Raw genomic sequence first — 24,224 nt, forward strand, 5'->3', positions numbered from 1 at the left:
CGGAATGTCAAGCTTGCAAGCGTTCGGCGCTGCTCAGCGCACGCCGTAGCGCATGCGGATCGCGGGCAGCGTGCCGTCGTGTTCCAGGCGGGCGATGGCGGCATTGATGCGCTCCAGTTGCTGCGGCGTGGTGCTGGCCGCGTTGAGCATCAGGTGCACCGGCGCGCGGAAGGGGACGTAGGGCAGCGCCGCCAGCGCCACGCCGAGGCGGCGCGCTTCGTGCCGCACGGCGGCGGTGTCGCCCATGATCAGCTGGCCGCGTCCCGCCTTGAACATCAGCACGCCCTGCTCGAAGCTGCCGAAGGTGCTGCGGCGCGCGGCCGCGTCCAGGCTGGGGATGGCTTGCTCGTAACTGGCGCCATACCAGCCGGCGCGCGGCGCCAGCAGCGTCACGCCGCGCGCCACGATGGCGTCGAAAGTGGTCAGGCTGCGGAAACGCGCGGCGTTTTCGGGGCTGCTGAACAGACCCACGGTTTCATTACGGTAGGAAGTGCTGAAGCGCGCGTAGGCGCGCCGCTCGGGCGTGTCGGAGGCGGCCAGCATCAGGTCGATCTGGCCCTGCCTGAACAGCAGCTGCCGCCGCAGCGACGGCAGCTCGGTAGCCAGCTGCAGCGTGCAGCCGGCTTCCTTCATGATGGCTTGCGCCAGTTCGACATCCAGCCCGGACAGCCTGCCCTGCCCATTGACGAAGATGTAGGGCGGCCAGGCCTCGGGCGCCATCTTCAGGCTGCACGCCCGCGCGGCCGTGCCCGAAAGGCACAGCGCGGCGGCGAAAAAGAGGATGCGGGCGTACATGTCGGAAATCGCCAGCCGGCAAAGCTTCAATGTGACAGAACCGGCCGGAAAGTCAAGCTGGCGAGCCGGACGGCCTGCTTATCGCCTCAGGGCCGGGTCAGCGTCCATTGCTGGTTGCTGCCGTTGTTTTGCGTGTACTGGATGATCTGCGCGTTCTCGGCGGTGCTCTTGTTGGCCACATCGAGCACCATGCCGCTCAGCAGGTTCTTCACCACGTAGTAGCCCGTGGCCGGGCTGGACACGCTCCAGTGCTGGCCGTTGCCAGCCCAGTAGCCCCACTGCGCGATATTGGTGCCGGCGGTGGTGGAGTTGCCGTAGTTGTCCAGGCTGAGCAGGCTGTTGGCGTTGATGAAGCTGTACTGGCCATCGCCGTGCGCCACCGCGTACCACTGCTGGTTTTTGGCGCCGCCGTAGGTCTGCTGCTGCACCATGGCGCCGTTGGCGGTGGACGACCCGGCCACGGCCAGCGCCTTGCCGCTCAGGCGCGAGGTCAGCACATAGCGCGCGTCGCTCAGGCCGCCGCAGCCATTGAAGTCGCTGAAGTTGCGGGTCATGACGGGCCAGCCGCCGCTGTAGGTCAGGCGCAGGATGTCCAGCTTGGCGTTGCCGCCGTCGTTCAGGTCGTAGTAGTGGATGGCGGCGAAGTTGCAGCCGTCCTGTTTCAGCACGCCCACGTGGCCCGGGCCTTTGTACTTGCCGTCCACGTTGGGCAGCATGGTGCGCGTGCCGGTGTAGGGGCCGGTCACGCTGGTGGCGCGCTGCACCTGCACATAGTAGGTGCTGTCGGCGCCCTTGCAGCAGGCGCCCCGGTTCACGTACAGGTAGTAGTAGCCGCCTTCGCGCACGATATAGGGCGCTTCCATGTCCACCCCGCCGCCGCCGAGGATGGGCGTGACATTGCCGGCCAGCTTGCCGGTGGCCTGGTTGATCTCGGCCACGCCGATGCCGCCGAAGAATGAGCCGTAGGACATATAGACCTTGCCGTCATGGTCGCGGAACAGGGCCGGGTCGATGGCGTTGATTTCACTGGCGCCGCCGAACGATTCCACCACGATGCCCAGGTCGGTCCAGCTGGGGTTTTTCAGCGACGCCGAACGCGCCACGCCGATGGCGGAGGTGGAGGTGCCGAAAGTGGATACCGAGTAGTACAGGTAATAGTAGCCATTCATGTGGATCACGTCGGGCGCCCAGAACGAGCCGCTGAAGTTGGGCACCTTGGCGGCGATCCAGGACGGGTAGGTGGTAAACACCGGCCCCGGGCCACCCTGCCAGTTCAGCATGTCGGTGGACTGGGAGTACCAGATGCCGGTGCCGGTGGTGAAGTTGAACCACGTGTCGCCGTCCTTGGTGAGCGTGCCCGGATCGTGGGCGTTCTGCAGGCCGCCAAGGTTGATGGCGTGGGAAGCGGGGGAAGCGAGCGCGCACAGCGCCAGGCACAATCGTGCCAGCAGTTTTTTCATCAGGGTCTCCGTATGGTTTTTATGTGTTGCGCTGCCAGCTTAGGCTTGCTGGCGCGCGCGCCACCAATCACATTTTTTCGGCAAGCGATATCGGCTTTGGTATCGCCATTCCGTTAGAATGGGTTCAAACAAAAGCAGGAGGCGAGGGCATGACAGAGACCACAGCTCCAACGGGAACCCACGTCCATCACATGCGGCAGGTGCTGCTCTGGCCCTTGCGCCTGATGCCCGCCAGCGGCGCGGACCATACCCACCAGCGGCCCTGGGAAGTGCTGCGCGGGCTGGCCGATGCCGGCGGCGGTTCGCCGTGGCGCGAAGTGGTCGATGAATTCAATGGCGACGCGGCCAATTTCCACGAGCGCCATTACAACGAATTCGTCACTTTCCTGCCCTATGTTCAGCGTTTCCTGTACGGCGAGGCGCGCAGCGGGCGCGGCGAAACCTCGGGCGCGGGCATGCGCGTGTTTCGGCGCCGCGACCTGGCCAAGGTGCGGGTCGTGGCGCGCGCCGGCGATGCGCCCATCACGCTGTCCATCGTCCACACCGACCTGTACTTCTTCTTCGACGTCGACGTGGTGATGCTTAACCTGGAGGTCAGCGCGGACGAGCTGGCGCTGGAAGAGGCGCAGGAGCTGCTGTACCGCTTTGGCCGGGGCTATCCGGCGGGCTGGGACGGCGATGGCAAGGCGCTGCACTGCATGCACAGCGTGGAGTGGCTGGACGCGCAGGACCATATGCTGTCGCGCTCCGACGCCCAGCAGCGCGACACCTACCTGTCGCACGTGTGCGAGAAGCGCGCGCCGCGTATCGCCGCGCATTGGCAGTTCATGCTGGAGCCGCTGGTGTACGACCTGAGCGACGAACCCGGACCGCTGCGCTACCGCCAGATCGAGTACTACCGCATGCCGGTGATGGCTTACCTGTCGCTGGAGGACCCGCGCGCCCTGTCGCGCGAGGACTTCATCCGCCTCGGCCTGGTCACCGGCCAGGGACGCGGCTCGCTGCCTTATTCGGAGCAGCACCTGAACGACTTCGAGCAGCAAGTGTGCTACGACCGTTTCTGGGGCGGCAGCGGCGCCGCGCCGGACACGCGCTACCTGTGCAGCGGCCTGTCGCTGGTGGTGGTCGGCGCGGCCGGCTCGGACTTTTTCTGCTGCCGCGACCGCGGCGTGCTGGCGCAGTTCCGCCACCAGCACTTCCTGCTGTTCCTGATCGCGCACTTGCAGAAGTCCTCGCTGCTGATGTTCTCGGACCGGCTGGCGGAAGCGCTGAATTGCCTGAACGTGGTGGACGCGAACAGCGTGCGCCGTTTCAAGCGCCGCATCCGTTCCTCGTTCGAAGGCTTCCTGCGCTTCACGCACCGCTACTGGTTCCGGGACATTTCGGAGCAGACGCTGGTGCGCGCGCTGTACCAGATGTGCGCCAGCCAGCTGGGGCTGGAGCGGCTGCACGCTGAGGTGAAAGTGCGGGTGGAGGACATGAATGGCTACCTGGAAGCGGACAGCCTGCGCCGCCAGGCCAACACGGTGGTGCGGCTGACGGTGGTGACGATTTTCGGCCTGATCGGCACCGTCACCACGGGCTTCCTCGGCATGAACCTGCTGGCCGAGGCGGACGCGCCGATCAGCCGGCGCCTGTGGATTTTCGGCGCGGTGTTCGCCGTCACAACGGTGCTCACGGCCTATACCATGATCAAGTCCAAGCGCCTGTCGGATTTCCTGGACGTGCTGTCGGACGAGCGTTTGCCGTTCTGGACCAAGATGAAGGCGCTGCTGGCGGTGTGGCGCCCGGAACAGAATTAGGCTGGCTTGTTCACCATCAGCCAGTACACCACCAGCAGGCCGCCGAAGGCCGGGAAGCCGAGCGCGGTCCACCATTTTTCGTAGCGCCAGTAGCGCGCGGGGAGCGCTTCGCCCGCCGCTGCGGCGCGGGCCGCCATGTCGCGCATTTTCAGTTGCAGCCACACCACCGGCAGCCAGCAGGCGCCCGCCAGCGCATATAGCGCGAGCGACCACATGATCCAGCGGGACGCGAGCGGATAGCCGGCCAGGTGGATCATCCAGAAGCCGGACAGCGGCTGGATGATGACGGACGGCGTGGTGAACCACCAGTCCGCGCGCGCCACCCAGCGCGTCACCACGGCGATGGCCTGAACATTGCCGCTGCGGTTGGTGGCGAACATGTAGAAGGCGGTGCCGAAGCCGGTGCCGAACATCAGCGTGGCGGACAGGATGTGCAGCCATTTGATCGTCAGGTATTCCATATCACTTTCTTTCGTCCAGGCGCCACATCGCCAGCAGCAGCGCCAGGATGGGCAGGTTTTTACTCAGCGGGCCGAAGGGATGCAGCCAGACTTCGGGCAGGCAGAAGGTCATGGCGAGGGTGTAGCCGCCCACCAGGGCCAGTTGCAGCGCCCACAGCCAGCGGCGCGGGCGCAGCAGCAGGGCGCAGCCGATCGATGCGTCCAGCAGGCTGGCGGCAGCCAGCGCAGGTTCGCCCCAAGCGAGGGGGATGCCGCAGGCGGCGAGCCAGCCGATGCTGTCGGCGTGCGGCCAGGCAAACCAGGAGACGTAAGCGGTCCACAGCCAGAGCGCGGCCATGACCACCGTTGCCAGCGGCATGGCCCAGGACAGCACGGCGGCGGGTTTTTGCGCCGGTGCGGCGAAGGCGGCGGGGTCGCGCAGCGGGCGGCCTGCCAGCAGTGCGCGTACCGGTGCGGCGTCGGCGGTGTTGCAGCCATGGGCGCTGGCGGCCAGCATCGTGAGCGAGTCGGGCGTCAGCGCGCTGGCAGGGTGGAGTGCCGCCGCGCGCGCGGCCAGCCGGGCCAGCGGCAGTGGCATGTCCACCACCAACGCCGCCGCCCGGGACGCCATGCCCTCACGCAGGCAGGCCAGGTAGGCCGCCATGCTCATCGCGCGCGGGCCGACAGCGGCCAACTCGCGCAGCCGCACTGGCGCTGCCGGTGTCGTTGCCGCCGCCGCTGCGGGTGCGGACGCGGACGCGAGCAGCGCGATTAGCGCGTCGCACAGATCGCCGATATGGATGGGCTGCACACGCGAGCTGTGGGCTGCGGGGAGGGCGGCGGCGGGCAGCGTGGCCAGTGCGAGGAACAGTTTGCTGCTGGCGCCATCCGCGCCGTACACCAGCGATGGCCGCACGACGGTGGCGCTCAGTGCTGTGTTCAGTGCAGCGTGCCGCGCCAGCGCGTTGTCGCCCGCCGCCTTGCTGCGCCAGTACGCGGTGGGGGCGTCCACTGCGCTGCCCAGCGCGGACAGGTGAATCACGTGCCGGATGCCGGCCCGCGCGCAGGCGTCGAACAGGGCCGATGGCGCGAGGTGGTGCAGGCGCTCGTAGTCGCCCGGGCGCCGCTCGCGCAAGATGCCGACGCAGTTGACCACCGCATCCACGCCTGCCAGGTGCGGCAGCCACGCTTCCACGCTGGTGAGGGCGCCAAAGTCCAGTTCACGCCATGCCGGACCGCCGCCGGTACGGTCCGCCGCCGATGCGGCGGGGGCGCTGCGGCTCGCGCCGATGGCATGGTGGCCCGCCTTGTGCAGCGCGGCCAGCAGATGGCGGCCGATCAGGCCCGTGGCGCCGAGAACCAGAATTCGCATGATTGGTTTCTTAAATTTCTGTCGTTACAGAAATAATAGAATCCTTGCGGAGCAAAGTCAACTGGACGGCCAGTCTGGTATGGTGCTGTTTTTGTCCGTCCCCAAGCCGCGCCATGCCATCACCAAGCCACACCACCAGCCAATTGCTGCAACAAGCCGTGGGACTGCACCAGCGCGGCGACCTGGCGCAGGCGGAGGCGCTGTACGCCGAGGTGCTGCGCCGCGAGCCGGACAACTTCGATGCGCTGCACCTGATGGGCGTACTGGCCCGCCAGGGCGGCGCGCCGGAAGCGGCGGTGGAGCTGATCGGCCGCGCCATTGCGCTCGATGCGGGCAAGGCCATCGCCCATTGCAACCTGGGCGCGGCCCTGCAGGACGCGGGGCGGCAGCAGGAGGCACTGGCGAGCTACGAGCGTGCGCTGGCCTTGCAGCCCGCGTATCCGATGGCGCTGGCCAATCGCGGCAACGCCCTGCGCAAGCTGGGCCGCCTGGAAGAAGCACTGGCCAGCTACGACGCCGCGCTGGCGCTGCAGCCGGCCTATCCGGAAGCGCTCGGCAATCGCGGCATCGCGCTGCATCTGCTGGGCCGGCGCGCCGAGGCGCTGGACAGTTTCGGCCGCTCGCTCACGTTGAATCCCAACCTCGCCGAATCCTACTGCGGCGCGGCGGTCACGCTGCAAAGCCTGGGCCGGCATGAAGAGGCCAGCGAAGCGTACCGCAACGCGATCGAGGCCAAACCCTCCTATGCGGACGCGTGGACCAGCTACGGCACGCTGATGCAGCGCAGCGGCGACTATGAAGGTGCGCTGGACTGCCATGAGCATGCGCTGTCGCTGCGTCCGGGCAGCGCGCCAGCGCACCTGCACCGCGCCAACGCCTTGCGCGCGCTGGACCGCCCAAGCGAGGCGGCGGCCGCCTACCGCGATGCGCTGGCCTGCGGCGCCGATGCCGCATCGGTGGCCTATCAGCTGGCCGCGCTGGGCGAGGAAGCCGCACCCGCCATGCCGCCGCCGCAATACGTCGCCGCGCTGTTCGACCAGTACGCCGACGACTTCGACCACCACCTGCAGTACGTGCTGCAATACCGCGCGCCGCCGCTGCTGCTCGCTGCGCTGGATGAAGCAGGCATGCTGGCCGGAGACATCGACGCGCTGGACCTGGGCTGCGGCACCGGCCTGTGCGGCCCGCTGCTGCGGCCCTACGCGCGCACACTGGCGGGCGTGGACCTGTCGCCGCAGATGCTGGAACAGGCCCGCCGCCGCGACGTGTACGACGAGCTGGCATGCGCCGACATTGTCGAGTATCTGCAGGCGCGCGCAGCGCCCTGCAATTTGCTGGTCGCGGCCGACGTGCTGGTCTACTTCGGCGACCTGCAGCCCGTCTTCCGCGCCGCCCGCCGCGTGCTGGCGGAGGGCGGCGCCTTCGCCTTCACGGTCGAGGCGCAGGAAGCCGGCGACTACGCGCTGCGCCCTACCGGCCGCTACGCCCACTCCCGCGCCTACCTGGAAGCGCTGGCGCAAGCCCACGGCTTCCAGGCGCGCAGCATCACCGGCCAAGTGCTGCGCAAGGACGACGCCCAGGACATCAGCGGCCTGGTTGCAGTCTTCTTCAAGCTCTCCTGATGAGCCTCAACACCTGGGTTTGATTATCGCGACACGGGCAGATTACGACTTGTGGCATGCGGCGCAAAGGCCGCATCCGCCGATCGAAAAATTCGCTGCAATTACTTAGTCGGGCACCCACACGTCAGGCGGGCTTGCTGCATTGATCGAACAGCATGTGGGCGGACGAGTCCTTCGGTACGGCGCCGGGGCCGGCGTCGGCAGTTGCGCTGGCGTTGGCCAGCACGCCGATGCCTGCGGCGGCCAGGATCAGGGCGGGGACGACGGCTTTCCAGCCGGTGCTGCGGACTTCGGGTTGTACCAGTTGCTTGATGCGTACCATGAGATCTCCTCCATTGGCTGCTATGGCCAGGTGCGGCGTTGAGAACTGGAGTCGCTCCAGTTCGGAAAGAGCAAGGGCCAGACGCCGCGGTTCGCCGAGCTTGCTTGCTGCGATGTGGTCTGCAATCAGTTCGCGCTCGCGACGGATGCGGCAGGAAATCCACCATACGGCAGGGTGAAAGAACAGCAGCGTCTCGATGGCGTTCTGCAGCAGGTTAATCAGGTAGTCGTGGCGGCGCACGTGCGCCAGTTCATGGGCCAGCAATGCTTCCAGCAGGTCGGGCGGCATGCGCGCCAGGAGCGCGGCGGGCACCAGCACCACCGGTCGCCACCATCCTGCCGTGACGGGACTGGCCAGCGACGTGGTCACGCGCAGCAGGACCGCGCGGCGGATGCCGGCACGCGCCGCCAGTTGCGACAAGCGCTCTTGCCAGGCGCTGTCCGTGCTGCCGTGGCGCGCGGCGCGGCCTATCCACCAGATGCCGGCGGCGGCGCGCAGGCTGAGCGCTGTCACACCGGCGGCCCACAAGAGCACCAGGGCCTGCGCATGGGCTGCCACGGTAGTCAGCCATAGCCGCAGTTGCTGCGGGATCAGGGAGCCTTCGCCCAGGCGGTCCGGCGCAGTGACTCCGGGCAGCCGCAGTGCGGCGTTGGCGGTGTCCGGGGCCGCCAGCCGCTGGACCAGGTCCATGGCAGGCCAGGCACAGCGCGAGCGCGCCGCAAGCCACCAGGTAGCGCTGTTCGGGGCTGGCGCGGCGCATCAGGGCCAGCGTGAGCGCGGTGCCGACGCCGATGGCCGTTCCCTGCCAGACGAAATGCAGCAGCGACCAGCACAAGGCCTGGATGGCGGCGCTCATTGCTTGTCGTCCTTCAGCAGTTGTTCGATTTCTTCGCGTTCCTTCTTCGAGATGCCGTTGCGCAGCGCTGCCAGCATGAGCGCCTTGGCGGAGCCGGAAAAGGCGCGCTGCAGCAAGTCCTGCAGCAGGTTGGTCTGCATCGCATCCTTCGCCTGGGCCGGCGCGTAGGTATGCGAACGCTGGCTTTCGTCCCGGATCAGCAGCCCTTTGCCGTGCATGATCTGCATCAGCCGCAGCACGGTGCCGTAGGCCAGGTCGGGCCGTTCGAGCTGCATGGCCTCGTGCACCTGCTTGACGATGGCCGCACCCAGCGGCCATAGCGCTTGCAGCAGCTCGAGTTCGGCTAGGTTGTGGTGTCAGGCCAGCGCTTGCAGCGCCAGGTGCAGGCGGGGCGCCGCGTGGGTGTAGCCGTATTGCGCCGACTGGGCGTGCAGCAGCGCGAGATGGGAGCGCAAGGTTTCGGACGGGGCGCGCAGCCAGTCGGCGTAGGCGTGGATCAGCGCGGTGTGGTGTTCGATCCAGTTGCAGGACTCTTGCGACGCGTACGCCGCAAGCTGGCCGGCGTAGAACTCGGCGGCCACGGTGTCGCCGTCGAGCAGCGATACTTCGGCCGCGCTCAGGTGGAAGCGATAGGCGTTGTGCGCCAGGCAGTCGCGCGTCAGGTGGGCTGCGCCTTGCAGCAAGGCGCGCTTGCGCACGGCGGCGTCCTGCGAGAACAGGGCCAATGTGCCGAGCACCCAGGGGCCGATGAAGTTGTGCAGCTGCAGGCGCTCCATCTGCTGCGCCGCCAGCGTGATCTGGCGCTCGGCCAGCGCGCGGTCGCCGCGCAGCCAGGTGATGCGGGCCTGGCTCTCCATCAGGAAGGTTTCGAAGCGCGAGCTGCCCAGCGAGCGCGCCAGATGCAGGCCGCTTTCCACTTCTTCCGTGGCCTGCTCCAGCAGGCCGTTCGCCACCAGCGCCCAGCCGGCGGTCATGCGGGCGAAGGTTTCGGCGCGCCGGTTGCCGACCTTGCGCGCGATGGCGGCGGACGCTTGCGCGTCGCGCACGGCGCCGGCGGCGTCGCCCAGGTAGATGCGGGTGGAGCCGAGCGCGGCGCGGTTGGACGCTTCGATCTGCACGAAGCGGTCCTGTTCGCACATGGCCAGGCATTGCTCGAACAAGTCGTAGGCTTTGCGCATGCGGCCTTGCGCGTAGTAGGAGTCGCCCACGCCGCTCAGCGCGCGCGCCTGCGTTTCGCGCATGTCGCTCGCCTGCGCGTAGCGCGCCGCGTCTTCATGCAGGCGGCGGCATTCGTTGTAGTTCCCGCGCGGGAAGTAGATATTGCCCTTCAGGTAAAGCAGCTTGCCCAGCGCGGCTTCGGCGCCGATCTCCAGGGCCAGCGGCACGGTCTCGTCGAGCAGGCGCTCTTCTTCCTCCAGCTCCTCCAGCACGTTCAGCGTGGCGGCCAGGCCGACCACGGCTTCGATCTTGTCCTGCGGCCGGCCGGCCAGCATCATGGCGTGCTGGTAGTAGCGGCGCGCATTGCCCATGTGGCCCATGCCGGCGCTGGCATGCGCGCGCAGCAGCGCAAGCGGGAAGCTGCTGAAACTGGTGGAGTCGGCCGTATTGCAGGCCGCCGTCAAGTCGAGCGCCGCTTCGAACTGGTGCTGGTCCAGCTTGATGCGGATGGCCGACAGCATCATATCGAGCGCGCCGGGATCGGCGGCGCGGTACAGGTGGTGTGCGCATTGCACGGCGTCCTGCCCGCGCCAGGCTTCGGCCGCCTGCAGGTGCAGCTGGCGCTGCTGGGCGGGGTCGATGGCATCGTAGATGCAGTGCATGACCAGGTCGTGCACGAAGCCGTAGGCGCCGGCGCTGCCCAGCGCGCGCAGCAGGCTGTCGCGGCCGGCCGCCTGCGGTTCGTAATCGGGCTGGCCGAGCGCGGCGCGCAGTAGCCCCAGGTCGAAGCGGTGGCCCAGCACGGAGGCCATGCGCAGCGCCTGCGCGTGCACGCGCGGCAGGCCGTCCAGGCGCGCCTGGATCAGGTGGCGCAGGCTGTCCGGCAGGTGCTGGCCGGGGCTGGCCAGCAGCTGGGTCAGGAACAGCGGATTGCCCTGCGCGCGCTCCACGCAGCGGGCGCGGTAGGCCGGGTCCACGTCGCCGAACTGGTCGGCCAGCACGGCCGCTTCGCGTGGCGCCATCGGCGCCAGGTCGAACACGGACAGGCCCAGGTCGTCCATCTGCTGGCGCAGCGCCGATTCGAGCGGGTCGTTTTCCACGCGCGAGGTGATCACCCACAGCACGGGCGCTTCGCGCGACAGCGACAGCAGCGGGCCGAGCGCCTCGAACAGATAGGGGTCGCCCCAGTGCACGTCTTCCAGCGCCACCAGTTGCGGCTCCGTCATGGCCAGGCGCAGCAGCAGCGTTTGCAGCGCGTGCGACCAGCCTTGCTCGCGCACCTCGGGACTCATGGCCGAGTACAGCGACTGTTGCTCGGCGCTCAGCGGCACGCCTGCCAGCACGTGGTAGAACAGGGCGGAATCGGCCGGCAGGTAGAGCCGCGCCACGGTGTCGGCGATGGCTTCCGCATTGGCGTGCGCCAGCGGCGAACCCAGGCCGAGCAGGCTGCGCGCCAGCTGTTCCAGCGGCGCCCTCCAGCCGGCGTCCGCGCCCAGGTCCTGCACCTCGGCGCGGTGGCAGCGCATGCCGTGCTGGCGCGCGATGTCCGCGAATTCCTGCGCCAGCCGGCTCTTGCCCACGCCCGCCATGGCACGCAGGTAGATGATGTGGCCGCACTGGCTTTCCTCCGTGGTTTCCACCACGGCCTTGAACTGGCGCGTTTCGGCGTAGCGGCCGATCAGCGGCGGCAGCTGGCTGGCGTCGCTGGCGGCCGGCTTGCTGAAGGCGAGATAGCCGGGATAGCGGTCGTCTTCCTGTTCGAACAGGAAGCGGTGGTCGAGCAGCGGCAGCAGGTTGCGCTCCACGTACAGCGGCAGGCGGAAGGGGCGCACGCCGGCGGCATGCGGCACGTCGTAGTGGCGCAGGTCGGGCACGGGAGCGGCGGAGGCGGCAACGGCGCCGCGCTCCCAGCGCGCCAGGCGCATGGCCATGGCGCGGCCGCCATGGGTCAGCAAATGGCGGTTCAGTTCCAGCGCGCAGCGCATGGCGCGCTCGGCGTCGCTGCGGAAGGCTTGCGGCAGGCCGAACACGGCGGAGATGCGGCAGCCGTCCACTTGCGCTACGCGGCCGCCGAACTGCTGCACCACGTAGGCCAGTTCGTGCACCGCGGCGCTGCCTGCGCTCTGCGGCGCGGCCAGCTCCACCTCCAGCATCACCACGTGGCGCAACACGTCGTCCTGGGCGGCGGGCAGGCCGGCAGGCATGGGGACGGCTACGTGGCCTGGCAACTGGCCGGCCGCGTACGGCGCGGCGCCTGCCACAAAGCCGGGCGGCGCGGGCGGCAAGGCCGCTGCCGAGGCGGCGGCGGACTGGGGGGACGGGGCGGGCGCGGCTTGCTCGATTGTCAGGTCTTCTAGCGCCACCCCGAACACTTGCGCCAGGTGGCGCGCGGTGCGGTAGAGCACGATCTTGCCGGTCTCGGCGCGCTTGATGGAGGCGATCGAAACGCACAATTGTTGCTGGAAGCACAAATCCGCCAGCGCTTCCTGGCTCAGCCCGCGCGTCTTGCGCAGCCGCTTCAGCAGGGTGGCATCCAGCAGCACGCGGCCGTCCTGCGGCAGCGGTGTTTCGGCGGGGTGGTAAGAGGGCAGATCCAGACTCATGGCTCTGCCACTATAGCATTGCAATGCGGCACGGCGCCTGCCTGGCGTGCGTTGCGAACCGGCAATGTCAGTAGGCTACCATGCCTGCCAGCGGCCGCAGGGGACGCAAAATCCGCTTGCTGTGATTGGGCGTGGGGTCGTGCGGCGTGAAGCTGGCGGTGAGGCTGTGGGCGTTGGTGCCTAAGTAGTTTCCGCGTATCGCGCCTACAACACGTGCGCCCGATTCGAAGCGCAACTGGCCCACCAGCACGTAGGGCACGGAGACGGTGGAGTAGGTCAGCGCGATGGCGGCGCGCATCGAGGTGTGCGGCGCCACGGTGTAGGGCGTGTCGAACGCCCAGTCGGTCATGCGGGTGGCGGCGGCGTTGGCGACGTAGAACACGGCGCTGTCGGACATGACGAATTCGTCGCCCGAGACGGCCGGCACGGTGTAGAAATATTCCACGTCCGGCCCCAGCGTGGCGGCGGGGGTGTTGGTCCAGGACGATGTTTCCGTTACGGCAATGGAACCGGCCAGCGTGTGCACCGACGCCACGCCGGCGTGGTTGGTGACGGTTTCGCTGTACTGGCTGGCGGGACTGGTGCGCAGCACGCAGGCCGCACTGAAATCGTACTCGATGTGCAGCACTTCCTCGATGCTGAGCACGCGGTCGGTGACGGTGGAGGCCCACACCGCGCCGCGGCTGTCGTCCGGGCCGTTGCCGGCGCGCACCGAGAAATTGCCGTCGTCCTGCATGGCAGCGTAGAACTCCTGGCCCTGCGCGGTGGCTTGCGTGCCCCAGTGCCAGCCGCAGTTGTGCGCCAGGTCGGACCCCTGATAGACGCAGAAATTGCCGTCGCTCTGCACCAGCGCGAAGTAGCGGCCGCGCTCGCCGGCCTTGCGGCTGCTCCACAGCAGGCCCTGTTCATCGTCGCTGTCCATGCCCCGGTACACGCGCAGCGTGCCGTCGCCCAGCAGGGTGGCGAAGAACAGGCCGTTGGCCGACACGATGCTGTCGCCCACTTGCAGGATCTGGTTCATCGGCAGGAAGGTGTGGAAGCGGCGGCCGCCGTGGGTGGGGCAGGGCGGGGTGGCGATGGCTTCGGCGGCGGTGTCGGGATGGTGCAGCAGCATGGCGGAATCTGGTGGTATGGGGATGGCGCCAGTATGCGGACGCGCGCACGCGGAAGACAGGCCAGCGCGGTCTCAGTTCGGTATCAGTAGGGCGATGAGTAGCGGGGATGCGTCGCGGCGAGGTTTAAAGATTGTTTAAAAAGTTGTTACAAAGCTTTATTTTTTTGAAAACTAATCTAGAATGCCGCACGGAATTGGGGATTACGAGTGGAACTGGTCTATAAACACGAGCGCGTGCTGCTCAGGGCGCTGCTGGCGGCCTCGCTGCTGATCTGGACCGGGCTGGCGCTGGCCACGCTCGGGACGGCGCTGCTGTATCTGGTTTTTATTTTCGTGATAACTATTCTGGTGCAGTCGGCCCTGGCCGCTTATTTGAAGGGTACCGGCGTTCATATTACTTACCAGCAGTTTCCGGACCTGAAAGCGCGCGTCGATGTCTGCTGCGGCCGGCTGGGGCTGGACCGCGTGCCGGAAGCCTATGTGCTGCGCCGGCGCAGCCCCCTGACCGCCATGCCGCTGGGACGGCGCTACATCGTGCTGCAGTCCGCCGTGCTCGATGCGCTGGAGGACAAGGCCGATGCCATCAATTTCTACATCGGCCACGAAATCGGCCACATCACGCGGCGCCACCAGCGCTGGCTGCCGCTGCTGTTGCCGTCGGCCGCGCTGCCGCTGCTGGGCGCGGCGTACGCGCGCGCCTGCGCCTACACTTGCGACCGCCACGGCCTGTATGCCTGCGACGACCTGCGCAGCGCGCAGAGCGGCCTGGCCGCGCTGGCGGCGGGCGGACGGCGCTGGCGCCAGCTCAATGTGGACGGCTACGCGGCGCAGGCGCAGCTGGCGTCCGGCTTCTGGATGTCGTTTTACGAACTGGTCAACGGCCAGCCCTGGCTGGTCAAGCGCATGGCGGCGCTGCGCGCGCTGGCCATGGGCGCCGAGGCGGCGCCGGCCGCGCGCCACCGGCTGGCCTGGCTGGCGGCGCTGCTGGTGCCGCGCCTGGGCGCGGCCGGTGCGGCCGGCGGCCTGCTGGCGCTGGCGCTGCTGGGCGCCGCCGCCACGCTGGCCCTGCCGCGCCTGGACGAATACCACGTGCGCCGCCAGCTGGCGCGCGCCGTGCGCGTGGGTCAGGACGCGACGGCGGCGGTGGACCGCTATTACTACGCCAACGGCCGCAATCCGCTCACCCTGCGCGAGGCCGGCTTCGCGCTGGCCGATCCCGGCCTGGCCGTGGTGGACGCCCGCGTCGACGGCGACAGCGGCGTGGTGCGCATCTACCCGGCCGATTTTGCGCTGCGCGGCAAGGCTATTGCCTTCACGCCCGCGCTGGCAGAGAATAAGCGCGTCGCCTGGCGCTGTGCCGGCGAGGACATTCCGGCCCGGCTGCTGCCGCCCGAATGCCAGAGCAACCACCCTCCCGGGATTCCATTTGACCACTAACCTGGAACTGGCCGCCAACGCGGTGATGGCGCTGTCGATCGTGCTGGCCGGACGCAACAACATTCATTCCTGGTGGATCGGCATCGTCGGCTGCGCACTGTTCGGCGCGCTGTTCTACGGCGTGCAGCTGTTCGCCGACGTGGCGCTGCAGCTGTTCTTCATCATCACCTGCCTGATCGGCTGGTACGAGTGGGCGCGCGGCGGCGGCGGCGCGGCCCTGCCCATCACCTCCGCGCGCACCGGCACGCTGGCGTGGATGGGCGCGGCGGGCGTGGCCGGCACCGTGGTCTACGGGCTGATGCTGCACTATTACACCAGCGCCTACGCGCCCTTTGTCGATTCGGCCGTGCTGGCATTCAGCATCATCGCCCAGTTGCTGCTGATGGCGCGCCGGGTGGAGACCTGGCCGGTATGGCTGCTGGTGAACGCGGTGTCGGTGCCGCTGTACACCAGCCGGGGCCTGTACCTGACCGCGGCGCTGTACGCCGGCTACTTCGTCAACGCGCTCATTTCGTGGCGCTGGTGGCGCAAGCAAATGCACGCCGCGCCCGAAATTAGTATATGATGATCGTCATGTCAGATAAAAAAGCCAGGCCGCGCGCCCGCCGCGCGCCTTCCAGCCGCAAGGAAGAGACGCACGAGCGCATCGTCGAGGTGGCCTCGCGTGCCATTCGCCGCAGCGGCTACGCCGGCACCGGCGTGGCGGACATCATGAAGGAAGCCGGACTCACGCACGGCGGCTTCTACGCGCACTTCGCTTCGCGCGAGGCGCTGCTGGCCGAAGCGGCCGACCGCGCCGGCGCCGAAGCGGTGCGCGTGTCGGCCGATATCGCCGCTGCCGCCGGACCGGGCAAGGCGCTGCAGGCCTTGTTGCAAGCCTACCTGTCGCAGCAGCACATGGAGGCGGTGGAGCTGGGTTGTCCGGTGTCCGCGCTGGGTTCGGAAATGCACCGCCAGGCGCCGGAAGTGCGCCACGTGGCCACCCGCCACATCAAGGAAATGATCGATCTGGTAGCGCGCCAGCTGCCCAACTGGGGCACGCCGGAAGCGCACGAGCAGGCCGTCTTCATGGTCAGCTCGATGATAGGCGCCATGGTGATGGCGCGCGCGGTGGACGACCCCGCCCTGTCGCGCACGCTGCGCGAATCGGCGCTGAAGTACCTGTCCGGCGGCACAAAGTAAGGCGGCACAAAGTAAGGCGGCCCGCCACGCGGGTTTTTTTTGAACAACAATATGATGATCATCATATTCGGAGGGAAAATGAACAGCAAAATCGCAATCGTGACCGGCGCGTCGTCGGGGATCGGCCAAGCCGCCGCGGAACAGCTGGCCAAGGCCGGCTACAAGGTGTACGGCACCAGCCGGCGCGGTGCGCAGGGAGGACCGCGCGCGTTCGAGATGCTGGCGCTGGACGTCACCAGCGATGCGTCGGTGGCGGCCGCCGTCAACCAGGTGCTGCAGCGGGAAGGGCGCATCGACCTGCTGGTCAATAACGCCGGCTTCGGCGTGGCGCCCGCCGCGGCGGAGGAGAGTTCCATGCAGCTGGCGCAGTCCATCTTCGACACCAATTTCTTCGGCATGGTGCGCATGGTGCGCGCGGTGGTGCCGCACATGCGCCGGCGCGGCAGCGGGCGCATCATCAACATCAGCTCCGTGCTGGGATTCCTGCCCATGCCCTACGTGGCGCTGTACTCGGCCAGCAAGCATGCCATGGAAGGCTATTCCGAATCGCTGGACCAGGAACTGCGCACGCAGGGCATCCGCGTGTCGCTGGTGGAGCCGGCCTACATCAAGTCGCCGTTCGAGGCCAACCAGCTGCGGCCCGACGAGGCGCTGGACGAATACAGCGACCTGCGCGCGGGGCTGGAGCTGCGCGTGAAGGAAGCGCTGGAGAGCGCGGACGGCCCGGAGGTGGTGGCCCGCACGGTGGTGCAGGTGGCCCTGGACGCGTCGCCCAGGGTGCGCTACACCTCGGGCGCGCTGGCCGGCCGCCTGCGCTTGCTGCGCCGCTTTGCGCCTGCCGCGCTGGTTGAAGCCGGCGTACGCAAGGACCTGCGGCTGGCCACGCAGCCGGCGCTGCGGCCGCGCGCAGCCTGACGGCATACCGGCGCGCAGGCTTATAGCCAGGCTGCATAAGCTATGCAGCTTTAATTCGTTCCGTCCTGGAAGCGGCGCCGGTATAGTGCTTCCTCCCGCATCGCCCCGATTGATTTTGTTTATGTTCCGTTCCGCTCCGCTGTCCGTCGTTCCTAGCCGCCACGTGCTGTACATGCTCTGCATGGCTCAGTGCATGTGCGGCTCCGCCTCGCTCTAAACACAACCCCAAGCCCTTGCTGCATCCCGCTCCGGCCCCACCAGGCCGGGATGGCTGCGCTCACCCTGGTTCAACGCGAACCCGGTCCGTTCTCATTCCCACCAAGAGGAAAGCCCATGTTCAAACCACTTAGCATTGCACTCGCCGTCGCCGCCGCCTTTCCAACTTTCGCTGCAGCGCAGGAACTGGAGCGCGTCGTCGTCACCGGTTCCAATATCCGCACCACGCAGAAGGAGGGCGCCAGCGCGGTCCAGGTGATCAGCGCCAAAGACCTCGCCGCCAGCGGCAAGGCCAGCATCGCCGAGGTGATCCGCTCCATCTCCGCCAACAGCGGCAACAGCTACAACGAGCAGTACACCGGCAGCTTCTCGGCCGGCACGGCGGGCCTGTCGCTGCGCGGCATCGGCCAGAAGAACACGCTGATCCTGGTGAACGGCAAGCGCGTCAGCCCGTATGCCACGGCGCAGGACCTGCAGGAAGTGTTCGTGGACCTGAACAGCCTGCCGATGGCGGCGGTGCAGCGCATCGAAGTGCTGAAGGACGGCGCCTCGTCCGTGTACGGTTCCGACGCGGTAGCCGGCGTGGTCAACATCATCCTGTACAAGGAGTTCAAGGGCACGGAAGTGAGCGCGCAATACGGCAGCTCCACCGAGGGCACCGGCCAGTCGGAAAAAAGCGCGGCGCTGCAGACCGGCTTCGGCAGCCTGGCCAGGGACGGCTACAGCGTGGTGTTCTCGCTCGACGCGCAGCAGCGTGACAAGCTGCAGCAGGACCAGGTGGCATGGATGGCCGGCAGCGATTTTCGCGGCAACGCCAACGGTGCGCTGGCCTGGGTGCCGGCCAATTACTTGAACAACGATCCCACCAAATTGCTGGGCGGCCTGCAAGGCCCGCTGCAGCTGCAGCCCTACGGCGCCATCACGCCCGGCAAGAGCGGCACGGTGCAGGCGTATAACAACGCGCAGTACAAGACGCTGATCCCGGCCATCAGCCGCATCCATTCCTCTCTGCGCGGCACGCTCAAGCTGAACGAGGGCAGCGAGGCCTACGCCGACATCCTGTACGGCCACTCGCGCGCCGACCAGACCTTCGGCGCACCGCTCACCGTGGGCAGCGGCTTGCGCGCGTGGAACAACGCCAGGCAGCAGCTCGACAACATCAGCGTGGTGCTGCCGGTGGGCCATCCGAACAATCCGGGCGCCGCGCCGCTGCCGTTCACCGCCACCCTGTTCGACCTGGGCGCGCGCACCAAGCGCGACAGCGTGGACTTCTTCCGCGCGCTGGCCGGTGTGAAAGGCGCGCTGGCGGGCTGGGACTACGACGCGTCCGTGGGCCGCTCCGGCAGCAAGCTGGACGAGACCGTGAACAACTTCGTCAACCGCTACGAATTCGAAAAGGCGCTGGCCGACGGCAGCTACGACTTCGCCGACCAGTCGAAGAACAGCGAGGCGGTGCGCAAGCGCCTGCGCCTGTCCACCTTGCGCCCGGCCGAGTCGTCCCTGACCACGGTGGACCTCAACGCGTCGAAGGAGCTGGCCGAGCTGCCGGCCGGCCCGCTGGGCTTTGCCTTCGGCGCGCAGTGGCGCCGCGAGGAGATGGATTCGCAGACCTCCACCGCCGTGCTGAGCGGCACCGAGCTGCGCCCGGCCATCAACATCATCCAGGGCCGGCGCGACGTGGCCGCGCTGTTCGCCGAGTTCAACGTGCCCGTCGTGCAAGACCTGAACGTGAACCTGGCCGGCCGCGCGGACCGCTACAGCGACTTCGGCTCGGCCTTCTCGCCGAAAGCCAGCGTGCGCTACCAGGCGGCCCGGTGGCTGCTGTTGCGCGGCACCGCGTCGCGCGGCTTCCGCGCGCCGTCGCTGCCGGAGATCACCAATTCCACTTCGGTCAGCTACGGCAGCGTGATCGACCCGCGCGACCCGGTCACGCCGACCCAGGCGCGCGGCGTCACCAATCTCACCATCGCCAACGCCGAGCTGCGCCCCGAACGCTCGGGCAACCTGAACCTCGGCTTCGTCGTCGCGCCGAACGCGGACAGCAGCGTGGGCCTGGACTACTACCGCATCCGCACCAAGGGCGTCATCGACACCGAGAGCGCGGACAACATCATCGCCAACGAAAAGACCGCGCCGGAAAAAGTGGTGCGCGACGCGCAGGGCCGCATCCTGACCCTGTACCGCCAGTACGCCAACCAGGGCGACCGCCTGGTGTCCGGCATCGACATCGACCTGCGCCACCGCGTCGGCCTGCGCCAGTGGGGCAAGCTGGCGCTGAACGCGCAGCTGAGCCACGTGTTCAAGTTTGAAGCGCCGCTGGCGGTGGGCGAAGCGCTCACCAACGGCGCCGGCAACAACTACTTCGGCTCCATCCCGAAATGGCGCGGCGTCACCAGCGCCACCTGGGAGCTGGGCGCGCTGGCCAGCACGCTGACCTGGAACTACGTGGACGGCTACGACCAGACTGCGCGTGCGGGTGAGCAAGCGCGTGAGCGCGTGAAGCCGGTCGGCACGCTGGACGCGAACGTGGCGTGGAAGGTGACGCCGGCGGCGACGGTGAGCTTCATCGTGCAGAACCTGGGCGACAAGCGCCCATCGTGGGACTCGTCGACCGCCTTCTTCGATTTCACGCAGGCGGACCCGCGCGGGCGCACGGCGGCGGTCAAGGTGAACTACAAGTTCTGATCCTGATCCTGGTCCTGATTCTGGTTATGGTCCTGGCCTTGCGCCTGCGCCTGCCGGTAGGCGCTGGGCGTGACGCCCATGCGCTCGCGGAAGGCGGTGGCGAAGTTGCCGGCGTTGTTAAAGCCGATCAGCAGCGCGATGTCCTGGACATCAATGTCGGTCTCGCGCAACAGTTGCACGCCGCGCGCGATGCGCTCTTCGCGGATAAAGGCGAACACCGTCATGCCGGTCTGCTCGCGGAACAGCTGCGACAGTTTTTCGCGGTAGGTGCCCACGCTGCGGGCGATCTCGGCCAGGCTGGGGAGGGCGGCCAGGTTGTCGGAAATGAGACGCTTGGCGGCGTTGACGATCACCGCGTCCGGGTTGGGCGGCGGCGCGGGCGGTGGCGTGGCCCCTTCCACGGTCGGCGCCGCGTCGCCGCGCGTGCGCCGCATCAAGTTCAGGTGCACGTGGATGCGCGCCGCCAGTTCGCCCGGCGTGAAGGGCTTGGCCACATAGTCCACCCCGCCGATCGACAGGCCCATGATGCGGTCCTCGGCCGCGTCGGCGCCGCTGAGGAAGATCACCGGGATGTCGTAGGTGGCCGGATTGGCCTTGAGCAGGCGGCAGCAGGTGTAGCCGTCCATATTGGGCATGCGTACATCCAGCAGGATCAGGTCCGGCTGGTTGGCGAGCGCCAGCTGGTAGCCCTGCATGCCGTTGAACGCCACCGACACGCGGTACGGCAGTTCGCTCAGGAGGTCTACCAGCATGCGCTGCTCGAACGCGGAATCGTCCACGATCAGGATGCTGCGTACATTCGCGTCACTGGTCAAATACATGGTTGGCTGGAAGAAGTTGGTGCTACCGCTGTTGCATATTATGCCTATCTTTTAAATTTATTTAATAGATTTCTCCGCTCGCAAAACATCTGTCGCGTCTAGCAAAAGCGTAGTTTCTCAGGATCGACAATAATTGAATAGAGTGTTGAGCCGATGCAATCAATTTTCGGCTCGTAAACTTAGTTACTCTAGGTTCACTGTCTGTATATGGAAAAAGAAGGTGCATGCAGCACCCAAGATGCAAGTTAGCGAAGGTCCGGCTGGCCAGGTGGTCGCAGGGTCCGGTTTTTTAATCTTGATCGAAGGAGTTGCAAATGAAACACACTGACTTTGGCCGTATGCCATGCCCCATCGCACGTAGCCTCGGCAAAGTAGGCGAATGGTGGAGCATCCTCATCCTGCGCGATGCCTTTTATGGCCTGACGCGCTTCGACGAATTTGAGAAAAGCCTCAAGATTGCCCCCAACATGCTGACCCGCCGCCTGGCAGGCCTGGTGGAGGGCGGCCTGATGGAGCGCCGCCAGTACAGCGCCCGTCCTCCGCGCTACGAGTACGTGCTGACCAAGGCCGGCCGCGACTTCAAGCCGGTGCTGCTGGCCTTCGTCGCCTGGGGCAACGACCATCTGGCTCCGGAAGGCGCCAGCCTGCTGGTGGTGAGCCGCGAAACCGGCAAGCCGGCCGACCAGGTGCTGGTCGATGCCCGCACCGGCCTGGCCATCAACGACGAGGACTATATGTTCGCGCCCGGTCCGGCCGCCAATGAGCTGATGCGCATGCGCCTGGACGACATGGGCCGCCGCGGCGTGCAGTAAGCGCAGCTATGAAGCGCTCCGGTGAGCGCTTCATTGCGTTGTTTTACGGCTGCAGCTGTTCGTAGACCGCGTTTGCGATCTGCGACAGCTCAGCCTTCCCCAGCGCGCCCGAGAGCGCGTATCCGTAGCTCCCGTCTATCCAGTAAAACACGCTGAGCGCGCCATCCTGGGCGTAGCGGAAGCCGCTGTCGCGGTTGCCGGCCTGGCCGGCCGACACGTACAGGGTCAGCCGCTGGCCGCTGGCGTCGGTGTACATGAATTGCGCCACCGGGCCGCTGTCGCCCGGCAGCAGGCGCCCGCCCACCAGCTCGTAGCCCAGCGGCGCCAGCCGGGGCGGGTGCAGCGGCGTGCCCAGCCGTTTCGACAGCCAGGCCACCAGGTGTTCCTGCTGGTCGGCGCCCACTTCCACCGGATGCTTGACCTCGGGGGCGTACACGCGGTGCGCCAGCGCGGCGCGGTGCGCCAGGCTGGCCGGCGTGCCGGCTTGCGCTACGTCCGCCGGGCTGCGCGGCAGTGCGCGCTCGCCCGAACGGCCCGCCGCGCCGCGCGCGTCGGCCGCCAGCGTGCCGTCCGCGCCGGGCGGGTTGCCGAAGCTGCCGTGCGCCACCCAGCCCAGCGCGGCGCTCGACAGCATCAGCGCCACGCTGGCGGCGTAGCGCTGCAGCGGCCAGCCGTAGCGCTGCCAGCGGCGCGGGCGCAGCATGCTGCGCGGGATGGCTTCGTCCAGCACCGGGCTGTACAGCGCGCGCAGCGCCACGTTCTGCTGGCGGTAGGCGCGCAGCCGCGCCGCTTCCTGCGGATGGTGTTCCAGGTAGCGGTCGATGTCGGCGCGCCGTTCGTGCGCCAGGCGGCCGTCGACCCAGGCCTGCAGCTCGGCTTCGGTGACGGGATTCATGGCATCGCCTTCATTTCACGACTTTCAAGGTGGACACCGGCGTCTGGCCCAGCATCAGCAGGCGCAGCCGTTCGCGCGCGCGCGACAGGCGCGACATCACGGTACCGGGCGGTATGTTCAGGACAGCGGCCGCTTCCTCGTAGCTCAGTTCCTCCAGCGCCACCAGCAGCAGCACTTCGCGCTGCTCGGCCGGCAGCAGCTGGATCGCCGCTTGCATGTCGCGGATTTCCAGGCGGTCGCCGGGCGCGGGGGCGGGCAGCGAGCCGTGCAGTTCCTCGCTCAGCTCCACCGTGGACAGCGCCGGCTGGCGCAGCCGGTCCACATGCAGGTTGTGCATGATGCCGAACAGCCAGGCCCGCATGTCGCCGCCGCGCCGCCACGACGGCAGCTTGTGCCAGCCGCGCTCCATGGTGTCCTGCACCAGGTCGTCGGCGCTGGCGCGGTCGCCCAGCAGCGCCCGCGCGTAGCGGCGCAGGCGCGGAATGCAGGCAGTGAGGCTGGCGCTGTCGTCTTGCATGGCGGACCCGGTTAATCCTTCACGACGTGCCACACGTCCTTGAAGTTGTCGCCGGCGCGGTCGCCGGCCTTGGCATCCTTGACGAAGGTGTACAGCGGCTTGCCCTTGTAGGCCAGCTGCTTGCTGCCGTCCTCGCGCGTGATCACCGAGTAGGGCGCGGCCACTTTGTCCGGCGCGGCCACGGCCGGCCAGTTCTGGATGCACGGACCGGCGCAGGCGCTCTTGCCGCTGTCGGCCACGTCCTTGTCGAAGGTGTAGACGGTCATGCCGGAGGCGGTGACGAGCACGCCGCCGTCTTTTTTCAGGTCCTGGGCGTGGGCTACCGAGCCGGTGAGCAGCAGGGCGGCGAGGGCGATCATGGTTTTCATGGGTGTCTCCTGGTTGAGTGTGAGGGTGCAACAATTGCGTATACGTAAGCTGCGGCCCGTTTATTCCATCCCGCGTAAAATTTTTCTCCACACCTTCAAGCATAGGAGATCCACATGAACAAGGCAAAACTGGCATTGATGACGGCGGCCCTGCTGGGCGCACTGTCGGCGCAGGCGCAGAACCTGGCCAAGTCCGACCAGCAGATGTTGGAGCAACTGGCGCAAGGCAATATGGCGGAAATCGAAGCAGGCAAGATTGCGTTGCAGAAGTCGCAGAATACCGAGGTGAAGGCCTTCGCGCAGCAAATGATAGACGACCACACCAAGGGGCTGCAGGAAGTGCAAAGCGTGGCCCAGAGCAAGGGCGTGACCTTGCCGAGCGAGCCGGACGCCAAGCACAAGGCCATGGCGAGCAAACTCAACAACTTGTCCGGCGACGCGTTCGACCGCACCTACCTGGACCAGGCCGGCGTGTCCGATCACAAGAAAACGCATGCGCTGGTGCAGAAGGTGCAGACCAAGGCCAAGGATGCCGACGTGAAGGCGCTGGCCGCCAAGCTTGAACCCACGGTGGCCCAGCATCTGACCCACGTGACCCAGCTGAGCGCCAGCATCAAGGGCAGCAAGGGCACCGCCAGCGGCAGCAGCGGCACCGCAGGCGCCACCGGCAGCGGCATGGACAACCAGTCCGGCGCGGCCAAGCGGCCCGGCGCCATGCCCGACAAGGCCAGCGGCAATACGGACAACCCGCAGAACAAGCAGAATCCGACCACGCAGCCGCCCGCGCCGGTTAAATAACGGGAAGTGCGGCACGGCAAGCATGGGTACAATG

The 24,224-nt window shown here is 67.6% G+C and carries 21 protein-coding genes; 9 read left to right on the forward strand and 12 right to left on the reverse strand.

Annotation, left to right across the window (positions count from 1 at the left end):
- Positions 1–33 precede the first annotated feature (33 nt).
- Both ACFJI2_RS29775 and ACFJI2_RS29780 read right to left on the reverse strand, forming a co-directional pair.
- Complete coding sequence (locus ACFJI2_RS29775) at positions 34–795, reverse strand: substrate-binding periplasmic protein (RefSeq protein ID WP_377703045.1); 762 nt, start codon at positions 793–795, stop codon at positions 34–36.
- An 86-nt stretch (positions 796–881) separates the two neighbouring features.
- Complete coding sequence (locus ACFJI2_RS29780; protein WP_377703046.1) at positions 882–2,255, reverse strand: family 43 glycosylhydrolase; 1,374 nt, start codon at positions 2,253–2,255, stop codon at positions 882–884.
- Positions 2,256–2,404: 149 nt separating this feature from the next.
- Here ACFJI2_RS29780 and ACFJI2_RS29785 point away from each other — a divergent pair, with 149 nt between their 5' ends.
- Positions 2,405–4,057, forward strand: a complete 1,653-nt coding sequence (locus ACFJI2_RS29785) for a hypothetical protein (RefSeq protein ID WP_377703047.1) — start codon at positions 2,405–2,407, stop codon at positions 4,055–4,057.
- On the opposite strand, the gene ACFJI2_RS29790 is transcribed toward ACFJI2_RS29785, so the two are convergent.
- Together ACFJI2_RS29790 and ACFJI2_RS29795 are read right to left on the reverse strand one after the other, a co-directional pair.
- Positions 4,054–4,518, reverse strand: a complete 465-nt coding sequence (locus ACFJI2_RS29790) for a DUF2269 family protein (RefSeq protein WP_377703048.1) — start codon at positions 4,516–4,518, stop codon at positions 4,054–4,056. The genes ACFJI2_RS29785 and ACFJI2_RS29790 overlap by 4 nt on opposite strands.
- Position 4,519: 1 nt before the next feature.
- Positions 4,520–5,869, reverse strand: coding sequence for an SDR family oxidoreductase (locus tag ACFJI2_RS29795; RefSeq protein ID WP_377703049.1), 1,350 nt, complete (start codon positions 5,867–5,869; stop codon positions 4,520–4,522).
- A gap of 113 nt (positions 5,870–5,982) precedes the next feature.
- On the opposite strand from ACFJI2_RS29795, the gene ACFJI2_RS29800 reads away from it, so the two are divergent.
- Positions 5,983–7,491 carry a tetratricopeptide repeat protein gene (locus ACFJI2_RS29800; protein ID WP_377703050.1) on the forward strand — a complete coding sequence of 503 codons (1,509 nt, stop codon included), beginning with the start codon at positions 5,983–5,985 and terminating at the stop codon, positions 7,489–7,491.
- 124 nt (positions 7,492–7,615) lie between these two features.
- Here the strand turns inward: ACFJI2_RS29800 and ACFJI2_RS29805 are convergent, their stop codons facing one another.
- The 4 genes from ACFJI2_RS29805 to ACFJI2_RS29820 all read right to left on the reverse strand — a co-directional run bounded on the left by ACFJI2_RS29805 (position 7,616) and on the right by ACFJI2_RS29820 (position 13,544).
- On the reverse strand, positions 7,616–8,503 hold the full coding sequence (locus tag ACFJI2_RS29805) for a M56 family metallopeptidase (RefSeq protein WP_377703052.1): 888 nt from the start codon (positions 8,501–8,503) through the stop codon (positions 7,616–7,618).
- A 162-nt stretch (positions 8,504–8,665) separates the two neighbouring features.
- The gene (locus ACFJI2_RS29810) at positions 8,666–9,001 is read right to left on the reverse strand and encodes a BlaI/MecI/CopY family transcriptional regulator (protein WP_377705929.1); all 336 of its coding nucleotides are present in this window, start codon (positions 8,999–9,001) and stop codon (positions 8,666–8,668) included.
- 24 nt (positions 9,002–9,025) lie between these two features.
- A complete protein-coding gene (locus tag ACFJI2_RS29815; protein WP_377703053.1) occupies positions 9,026–12,430 on the reverse strand; it encodes an AAA family ATPase in 3,405 nt (1,134 codons plus the stop codon).
- A 67-nt stretch (positions 12,431–12,497) separates the two neighbouring features.
- Complete coding sequence (locus tag ACFJI2_RS29820) at positions 12,498–13,544, reverse strand: hypothetical protein (RefSeq protein ID WP_377703054.1); 1,047 nt, start codon at positions 13,542–13,544, stop codon at positions 12,498–12,500.
- A gap of 207 nt (positions 13,545–13,751) precedes the next feature.
- On the opposite strand from ACFJI2_RS29820, the gene ACFJI2_RS29825 reads away from it, so the two are divergent.
- The 5 genes from ACFJI2_RS29825 to ACFJI2_RS29845 all read left to right on the forward strand — a co-directional run bounded on the left by ACFJI2_RS29825 (position 13,752) and on the right by ACFJI2_RS29845 (position 19,979).
- Positions 13,752–14,981 carry a M48 family metallopeptidase gene (locus tag ACFJI2_RS29825; RefSeq protein WP_377703055.1) on the forward strand — a complete coding sequence of 410 codons (1,230 nt, stop codon included), beginning with the start codon at positions 13,752–13,754 and terminating at the stop codon, positions 14,979–14,981.
- Positions 14,971–15,546 (forward strand): nicotinamide riboside transporter PnuC, encoded by a 576-nt coding sequence (gene pnuC, locus ACFJI2_RS29830; RefSeq protein WP_377703056.1) that lies wholly within the window; start codon positions 14,971–14,973, stop codon positions 15,544–15,546. Before ACFJI2_RS29825 ends, pnuC begins: the two co-directional genes overlap by 11 nt.
- Complete coding sequence (locus tag ACFJI2_RS29835; RefSeq protein ID WP_377703057.1) at positions 15,543–16,163, forward strand: TetR/AcrR family transcriptional regulator; 621 nt, start codon at positions 15,543–15,545, stop codon at positions 16,161–16,163. Before pnuC ends, ACFJI2_RS29835 begins: the two co-directional genes overlap by 4 nt.
- A gap of 78 nt (positions 16,164–16,241) precedes the next feature.
- Positions 16,242–17,078: an oxidoreductase gene (locus ACFJI2_RS29840; RefSeq protein WP_377703058.1), complete on the forward strand. Its 837-nt coding sequence runs from the start codon at positions 16,242–16,244 to the stop codon at positions 17,076–17,078.
- Positions 17,079–17,411: 333 nt separating this feature from the next.
- A complete protein-coding gene (locus tag ACFJI2_RS29845) occupies positions 17,412–19,979 on the forward strand; it encodes a TonB-dependent receptor (protein WP_377703059.1) in 2,568 nt (855 codons plus the stop codon).
- On the opposite strand, the gene ACFJI2_RS29850 is transcribed toward ACFJI2_RS29845, so the two are convergent.
- Entirely contained in the window at positions 19,967–20,800 is an 834-nt protein-coding gene (locus ACFJI2_RS29850; protein ID WP_377703060.1) for a response regulator, read from the reverse strand. The genes ACFJI2_RS29845 and ACFJI2_RS29850 overlap by 13 nt on opposite strands.
- Before the next feature lie 314 nt (positions 20,801–21,114).
- Between ACFJI2_RS29850 and ACFJI2_RS29855 the strand changes: the two genes are divergently transcribed.
- Positions 21,115–21,612 carry a helix-turn-helix domain-containing protein gene (locus tag ACFJI2_RS29855; RefSeq protein WP_056404007.1) on the forward strand — a complete coding sequence of 166 codons (498 nt, stop codon included), beginning with the start codon at positions 21,115–21,117 and terminating at the stop codon, positions 21,610–21,612.
- A gap of 43 nt (positions 21,613–21,655) precedes the next feature.
- Here ACFJI2_RS29855 and ACFJI2_RS29860 read toward each other — a convergent pair whose 3' ends face one another.
- From ACFJI2_RS29860 to ACFJI2_RS29870, 3 genes are read right to left on the reverse strand one after another with little or no spacing between them, the layout of a single operon-like run.
- Positions 21,656–22,507: an anti-sigma factor family protein gene (locus ACFJI2_RS29860; protein WP_377703061.1), complete on the reverse strand. Its 852-nt coding sequence runs from the start codon at positions 22,505–22,507 to the stop codon at positions 21,656–21,658.
- Between the two features lie 10 nt (positions 22,508–22,517).
- On the reverse strand, positions 22,518–23,024 hold the full coding sequence (locus ACFJI2_RS29865) for an RNA polymerase sigma factor (protein ID WP_107875698.1): 507 nt from the start codon (positions 23,022–23,024) through the stop codon (positions 22,518–22,520).
- 11 nt (positions 23,025–23,035) lie between these two features.
- Positions 23,036–23,392 (reverse strand): hypothetical protein, encoded by a 357-nt coding sequence (locus ACFJI2_RS29870; RefSeq protein WP_377703062.1) that lies wholly within the window; start codon positions 23,390–23,392, stop codon positions 23,036–23,038.
- Positions 23,393–23,506: 114 nt separating this feature from the next.
- On the opposite strand from ACFJI2_RS29870, the gene ACFJI2_RS29875 reads away from it, so the two are divergent.
- On the forward strand, positions 23,507–24,190 hold the full coding sequence (locus ACFJI2_RS29875) for a DUF4142 domain-containing protein (protein ID WP_377703063.1): 684 nt from the start codon (positions 23,507–23,509) through the stop codon (positions 24,188–24,190).
- The last annotated feature ends 34 nt before the right edge of the window (positions 24,191–24,224 follow it).

Origin of the sequence: Pseudoduganella sp. UC29_71 (genome assembly GCF_042693265.1) — a bacterium.
Lineage (GTDB): Bacteria > Pseudomonadota > Gammaproteobacteria > Burkholderiales > Burkholderiaceae_D > Rugamonas.